6 protein-coding genes are annotated in these 6,426 nt (G+C 49.6%); all 6 read right to left on the bottom strand.

The window, feature by feature from the left end; genetic code table 11:
* Nucleotides 1-99: 99 nt before the first annotated feature.
* The 6 genes from OI18_RS12670 to OI18_RS12645 all read right to left on the bottom strand — a co-directional run bounded on the left by OI18_RS12670 (nt 100) and on the right by OI18_RS12645 (nt 6,417).
* Nucleotides 100-681, bottom strand: coding sequence for a hypothetical protein (locus OI18_RS12670; protein ID WP_039140218.1), 582 nt, complete (start codon nt 679-681; stop codon nt 100-102).
* A gap of 50 nt (nt 682-731) precedes the next feature.
* The gene (locus tag OI18_RS12665) at nt 732-1,112 is read right to left on the bottom strand and encodes a lipocalin-like domain-containing protein (RefSeq protein ID WP_052273162.1); all 381 of its coding nucleotides are present in this window, start codon (nt 1,110-1,112) and stop codon (nt 732-734) included.
* A 35-nt stretch (nt 1,113-1,147) separates the two neighbouring features.
* A complete protein-coding gene (locus tag OI18_RS12660; RefSeq protein ID WP_039140217.1) occupies nt 1,148-2,422 on the bottom strand; it encodes a glycoside hydrolase family 99 protein in 1,275 nt (424 codons plus the stop codon).
* 11 nt (nt 2,423-2,433) lie between these two features.
* On the bottom strand, nt 2,434-3,759 hold the full coding sequence (locus tag OI18_RS12655) for a glycoside hydrolase family 99 protein (protein WP_039140216.1): 1,326 nt from the start codon (nt 3,757-3,759) through the stop codon (nt 2,434-2,436).
* Nucleotides 3,760-3,840: 81 nt separating this feature from the next.
* Complete coding sequence (locus tag OI18_RS12650; protein WP_039140214.1) at nt 3,841-4,524, bottom strand: DUF3823 domain-containing protein; 684 nt, start codon at nt 4,522-4,524, stop codon at nt 3,841-3,843.
* Between the two features lie 3 nt (nt 4,525-4,527).
* The gene (locus OI18_RS12645; RefSeq protein WP_039140293.1) at nt 4,528-6,417 is read right to left on the bottom strand and encodes a RagB/SusD family nutrient uptake outer membrane protein; all 1,890 of its coding nucleotides are present in this window, start codon (nt 6,415-6,417) and stop codon (nt 4,528-4,530) included.
* Between the last annotated feature and the right edge of the window lie 9 nt (nt 6,418-6,426).

Below are 6,426 nucleotides of genomic sequence, written 5' to 3'. Positions count from 1 at the left end.
AATCCTCTGTTACTTTATATCGGGTCTTAAAGTAGCTGCAGCCTACAAACAACACAGAAACAAATGCAATTAAAATGTTTCTCATAGTCCGCTATACACTCATTTTTTCCTTTTGAACTTCATGCGTTGTGAATAGGAATTATCAATTGAGCCTTGATTATAATAGCTGATCTCCCTCTCTTTTACGGAGAGGATCAGCGTGTCACCAGAAAAGCGGTAGTGGTGAGTCTCAATTTCAGGACTGGTGGTTCCGTCTTCAAAAAATAATGAAATAGAATCCTGGCCCGCCTTGATATAATTGGTTGTGCTGGTAATCGGGTCCTCAAAACCGTACGGCTCGGCATCTTCATCGATCACTGGTTGCTGACCCTGCTCTTCAATAACCTGTTTGTAGTAATTGATCCCTGTTCCGTTGATATTTGCCAGGATGAATTTGTCAGCGGTGATCTGTAATGTACCGGTTGTCGTCTCTGTCTTAGAGGTATCGATCCTGGTTACTTTACTGATGATTCCACTACTGGTATCTGTCTGAACAGAGGTATGACTGGTAATCATTTCCACGAAATCATACGTCCCAATTAAGCCGGTTGAAGAAGGTTCATCAATGTTTTCACTAATGGATTTCTGGCAGGACAGACATGCAATTACGGCAGATACGGCTACTAATAAGCGAAGTTTCATAGTTTAGGTTTAGAGGTAATGCGGGCGAAGATAATAGTATTTGCCTGCATTTATTTCTCACGAGTATAGCTAAATTCCATGCCGTTTCTCCCCGTCAGAATAAGCGTAGAGTCAGTTATGTGTTTGACAATATTGGTGTCAATGCTGTTGCTTTCCACTTTAACGCCTGTAGTATGATTCCACAAGATCAGCGTATCACCCTTTAACTCCCATTTGTCATAAATAAGCGTATGCATATTAATTGAACTGGCAGTTCCATCCGGATTTAATTGAAACCCCTGCATTGCAGGCTCCTGTCCCGGGATCGGCTGAACCCATTTTCCTGCCAATTTTCCACTCGGTGCTGGCTTCGCTTCTGTAGTCGCATTGTTACAGGCAACTAAGGATGATGCGATTGTAATTGCTGCCAGGATAGAAGTATTTGCTTTCATAGTTTCAATTTTAGTCAATATAAACTGGCCGCAAGTTACTTCCTCACCGGCAGCTTCCACTCCAACGGAATCTCGCGCCTTAGCATCTTCCCTGCCTCACCTGTTAACCAGAGGTAATGATCCGAGGGCATGCCATCCATATCGATGAAGGAGGTCGAGCCACCCACGGGCGGTTTGTCGGTGCATTTGAAAATGGCGGTGGCCTCGTTCACTTCGTCGAACATGGCAACGTATAACATGCTGGCACCATTCCTTATTCCGGTAGCGATCTGCTGCCAGTAGAACCGTCCACCCTGGCGGGGAATGGAACCTACAGGTTTAACGTCGTCGGGAAACTCGTATTTGCTGAGGTTATGCCAACTGAAGCCGGGATACACGCAGGGTACATAGTCGACCTTGTTCTGCTGGCACCAGGCGATATCATCGAGCATTACATCGCGGTAACGATCCATATCGTTGTGCAATAACGGCGAATAGCGCTGCACCATCCAGGGCAATACAATGTCGCACTGCCGGATCAGTTGGTGCAAATAGGGATCGGGCAGGCAATCCGCATTCAGGCTGCGCCAAAAGGTCGGCACTCCCAGCATTACAGAACAGCCGCCATAAACCGGGTCGTTCTTCAGGAAGTCGATAAATCGTTCGAGACCGATATTACGACTGTTATAAGGCCTGTCGGGAAAGCCCACCCCCCAGATGGCTACAAGCGGCTTCCCACGGTGATGCAAATAGGTTTTGGCGCCAGACTGCCGCGTAATGCGCAGCTGGTCTACCAGGTACTTCCAGTCATCTATAAGCGCGGAACAGTCTTCGCCATTGGCTTTCAGACCCGACAGGTCATACATCAATGCTATTGCACGGTTGTACTTCGAAGCGGCGTCAAACGCGTTTTTCAGGATCACAGAAGCCGAACTATCGCGATTCTTCGCAGCCCCGAAAAACCGTTGCATGAATACGCCATCAACTCCGTATTGCTGCATCCACTTAAAATGCAGGTCGACCGAACTTTTATCGATGGAACTGAAGAAGCGCGCCGGGCTGCCATCCGCCAGTTTGAAGGGCGTCGCATAGGTCTTCTCATACTCCGACACATCGGGCCACATGTCGATCCCCGAGCGGCTTTCATCACCATAGGCAAAACGCTTCGCACCGGTGCCGTCACCAGCGGCACGGAACCAGCCCTGGTAACCTGCCATGACAAGTCCATTATAAGTCGGATACTTCGTTTCCGCAGCATGCTTCCGCTGCGCATAAACAAATTGAAAACATATAAGAAAAATAACTGCAATACAGAGTTTAACAAGTCGCATACTGGTTGTTTTTATCTTACCGGTTGTTGTACGGAATATCCCTGCTGGCCATGAAACCAGTTGGCTGCCTGGCCGGTAAGCCACAGGTAATGATCTGAAGGCAGGTCGGCTTCTATGCCAACGAATTTCATGTCGCCATGCAATGGCAGCTCCCCTTCCCGGGCGCATTTATAGATTGCCGTGCCTTCGTCTATTTCATCGAACATGGCTACATACAGGCTTCCCGCACCGGACATTTTTGCCCCTGCAACCTGCTTCCACAGGAATTCTCCCTTCAACCGCGGAATGGAATTATACAATGAAGGATCGTTTCGAAGGTTACCCCAGCTGAAACCAGGAAATACGAGGGGAACATAGCCGATATTGTTGTTCCGGCACCATGCAATGTCGCCGGCAAGCTCAGCACCTGCAATGTTCGCATAGTTGTTATTGTTATACCTGCCAACGGCCCAGGGCATCACGATATCTGTCTTCTTGACCAGGTCGTGCAGTGCGGGAGATTTCTCCGTGTCATTGCCCAGCGACCGCCAGTAATAGGGTACCCCAAGCAGAACGGAAACCTTCTTCGATGGACCTTTCATTTTATCAATCAAAGCTGCCGCATTGGCAATACTGTATTTCCGGTTATCATTGAAGCCTACGCCCCAGATGGCGACAAGCGGTTTCTTGTTGTGGCGCACATAGGTCGGGTGCGTTTTATTGTTGAACAGGTCGAAGCTGCTGACCAGTTCATTCCAGTCCTGCTCCACGTAGGCAACATCTTCCGGCGTACAACCGCTCAGGTCATACATGATGGAAATTGCGCGGTCATATTTGCGGGCAGCCGCAAGTGCATTCTGCAATACCTGGTTGAAATGCCTTTTGCCCGAGGGATTGCTGCTCTTGATCTCCACAACGAAGCGCTGCATGAAAACACCATCGATGCCATAGTCCTTCATCCACTTGAAATGAAGGTCGACTGAAGACGCATCATATGGACTATACAACATTGCGTCGGAACCATCGGCAAAACGGAAAGGTGACTTATAGGTTTGCGTGTATTCCTGCATGTCGGGCCAGAAATCCACTGCCGAACAACCAGGCATGAATCCACCGCAGTTTCCATTCCTGTAATGGTACCATCCTCGCTGTGAGGCATCCCCTTCTGCGGCAAACCAGCCCTGGTAACCTGCCATCACCAGGTTGTTATAGGATGTATACAGGCATCCTGATTCATCATAAACCACTTCTTCCACTTCGGGCGGCAAGGGCGTTGTGGGATCATCGCCCTTCTTTTTCGAGCATGCCAGCACGAGGTAGGCCGCTAAAGCAAGCGCGGCAATTCTGAATATTTTCATTTTTGTGTTTTTAGCGGGTAAAAACCAACCAACCCGCTCCAGGACGGGAGCAGGCGGTTGGATGTGACCAAACTGCTGCTGCTATAAGTCAACTTTTACGGCAGGAGCATAATTCAATTTTGCTTCCCCGACATCGATCAGGGCTCCGATCCGGAAATAATAGGCCCGGCCCGATTTCAGCACAGAGCTGTTTGATGGCACGTCGATCTCAAGCGAATATTGATGCGCAGGATCTGCCACTGCGTTGAGTTGCTGTTCCGCAGCAACCTGGCGCATGGGTTCACCCACACGGGCATCCTGGTGCGCATAAAGGCCGATCTTTTTTACATTGTTGATCACATTCTGTTCAATGTTAAAAGTTGCCCGCACTTTATCACCACTGCGGGTGATGCTTGCATTGGTGATCCGGATATAAGGCGTCACTGTAAAATCCAGTGTAGTTCTTCCTGTGATCTGCACTTCCTGTGCTTCCACATTAATGAAGTTGCCGCGAACCGGTTTTACGGTATAGGTATTTGAGAACAGCATGCTGTTCTCGTACGTACCGTCAGTTTTTACAATGAGGTACTGCGGGGTAACAGGATCATAACCATGCTCGATGATCTCGATCTGTGTACCACGGATGATGTCCTGTTCAACTAGCTGCCCGGACTCCGCATCAATAAAGCGGCCTGTCAATCCTGAATCAGGACCGTCATAATTGTCCTTTTCGCAGGAAGCAAGGGTAAGGCAGAGCGCGGCAATACCTATGATTATCTTATTCATAACTTAATATTGGGGGTTTTGAACGAGGCCATTGGTTCCAATGCCGGGGATATACCGGTAATAAGATTTCGGCTCGAAGGTTTTCGGATTTGAATTCGGCACATTGACGCGGACGAAGATGTACTTTGTCTCGGGTAAGGCCCGCAGGTCCTGCAGCGGCAGGATAGCGTGCATGAACCTGTTATTGAAAGCCGTATGGAATTCGCGGCGGCGGATCAGGTCCCAGAAACGCTTGTTCTCGAAAGCCAGCTCTACCCTTCTTTCACGCTGTACATTTTCTGAAGTCAGGGAAACTTCGGTGCTATGTGCAGCCCGGTGGCGGATGCTGTTTAATACCTGTTCAGCCAGGGTCGTATTTCCAGAACCGCTTTCCACAACTGCTTCTGCATAGTTGAGCAGCACTTCGGCATACCTGAATTCAATGAAATCATTTGTACTCTGGTTCCAGCCCGGAACGATCGGGTTCGACTGGTTCATAAATTTCCTGAAGGAAAAACCCGTGCGCGTATTATTTCCTCCATAGGTATCGAAGCCTGAATACTGCGATGTGCTTTCTGCTCCATAAGTGTAATAGGTCTTGCCATCGATCGTGACCTGGTCCTTGATCCGGATAACAGCCTCTCCATTGGGTTTTACATATCCTGCCTGGATGATGATCGGCGTTTGCTTCCAGTTGGTTCCCGGAAGAATGGTGGTACCCCAAAGCCGCGCATCCTTACCGTTGAAGATGTCATAAGGATGATCGTAGCGGATGTAATTTTTCGACTGGCTGTAACCGTTATAGTCATTTACATTTCCGTCAACAGTCGTAGCAATGGGTGCATCCTGGCCCGGGTTGTCGTAGCGCTCATACACGTCTGCCAGGTCGAGCGAGGGGTTCATGCGACCGGGGTGTGGCCATCCGTTTGCAACCTGTGCAGGCTGGTACCAGATATCGTAGTTGTGCCCGAGGTTATTTCCCGGCAGGGTATAGCCCTTGAGGAACATGGCTTCCGTACTCATCGCGCCATTCGGATCCTGGAAGATCATGCGGTAGTTTTCCGCTGCTTCGGCGGCGTTTGCGGGATTCGGGCGGAACAGGCTGAATTTACCGCTGTTGATAATGGCTTCGGCAGCGGAAATACATTGCTGGTAATAGCCATTTGCAAGTGAAGGATCCAGCGTCACCAGTTTTGCGCTTACCGCATCACCAGACATTGGGGCCCTTGAGCCGAATTTTGCAACTGAGGCGGCATGCAGTGCAGCGCGGGACTTCAGCGCCAGCGCGATCCACTTTGATGCCCGGCGACCATTGCTTTCACCCAGGTTGGCGATGGCTTCGTCGCATAATTGCAGTACATAGTCCCAGGTTTCCTGCTCGGTGCTCCGTGGTACTTTCAGCGCTTCTGCATCGCCGTTATACTGCTGCGTATTCTTGATCAGCGGAATACCGCCATAACGTTTGGCAAGTGCGTAATAGGTATAAGCCTTGATGAAAGAGCTTTCACCGATCAGTGCCGCCCTTTCTTCATCACGGATGTCCAGCAATGGAATCGCATCTACCAGCAGGTTAACATCGCGGTTGAGTTTATAGCCCTGGTCCCACCACTGGAAATCATTATCACCGATGAAATCGCCGAATTCCGTGTGCACGGCTTCATCCGTTTGCATGGCGGCGCTGAACCCACCATTGTTGGGATCGCCCCCGTTCTGGTTAAAGCCCTGGCGGAAATAGGCAAAGTCTTCGATCGGCAGTTGGGAATAAAGGTTGGCCATATAGATCTTCACTCCCTGCGGATCACTGAAGATCTGCGAGGCCTGTAGTTTATCTGTCGGCTCCAGGTCAAGGACTTTGGCGCACCCGAGTGCGAGCACAACCATTCCTGTGAAGCCGGTATACAATAGTTTCTTCATTGCAGTCAT

Origin of the sequence: Flavihumibacter solisilvae (genome assembly GCF_000814475.1) — a bacterium.
GTDB classification, from domain to species: domain Bacteria; phylum Bacteroidota; class Bacteroidia; order Chitinophagales; family Chitinophagaceae; genus Flavihumibacter; species Flavihumibacter solisilvae.
This window is presented reverse-complemented; position numbering and strand designations above follow the sequence as displayed.

Coding starts and splice junctions, on each gene's coding strand:
- OI18_RS12670 (WP_039140218.1), bottom strand. CDS start 681: ATGAAACTTCGCTTATTAGTAGCCGTATCTGCCGTAATTGCATGTCTG.
- OI18_RS12665 (WP_052273162.1), bottom strand. CDS start 1,112: ATGAAAGCAAATACTTCTATCCTGGCAGCAATTACAATCGCATCATCC.
- OI18_RS12660 (WP_039140217.1), bottom strand. CDS start 2,422: ATGCGACTTGTTAAACTCTGTATTGCAGTTATTTTTCTTATATGTTTT.
- OI18_RS12655 (WP_039140216.1), bottom strand. CDS start 3,759: ATGAAAATATTCAGAATTGCCGCGCTTGCTTTAGCGGCCTACCTCGTG.
- OI18_RS12650 (WP_039140214.1), bottom strand. CDS start 4,524: ATGAATAAGATAATCATAGGTATTGCCGCGCTCTGCCTTACCCTTGCT.
- OI18_RS12645 (WP_039140293.1), bottom strand. CDS start 6,417: ATGAAGAAACTATTGTATACCGGCTTCACAGGAATGGTTGTGCTCGCA.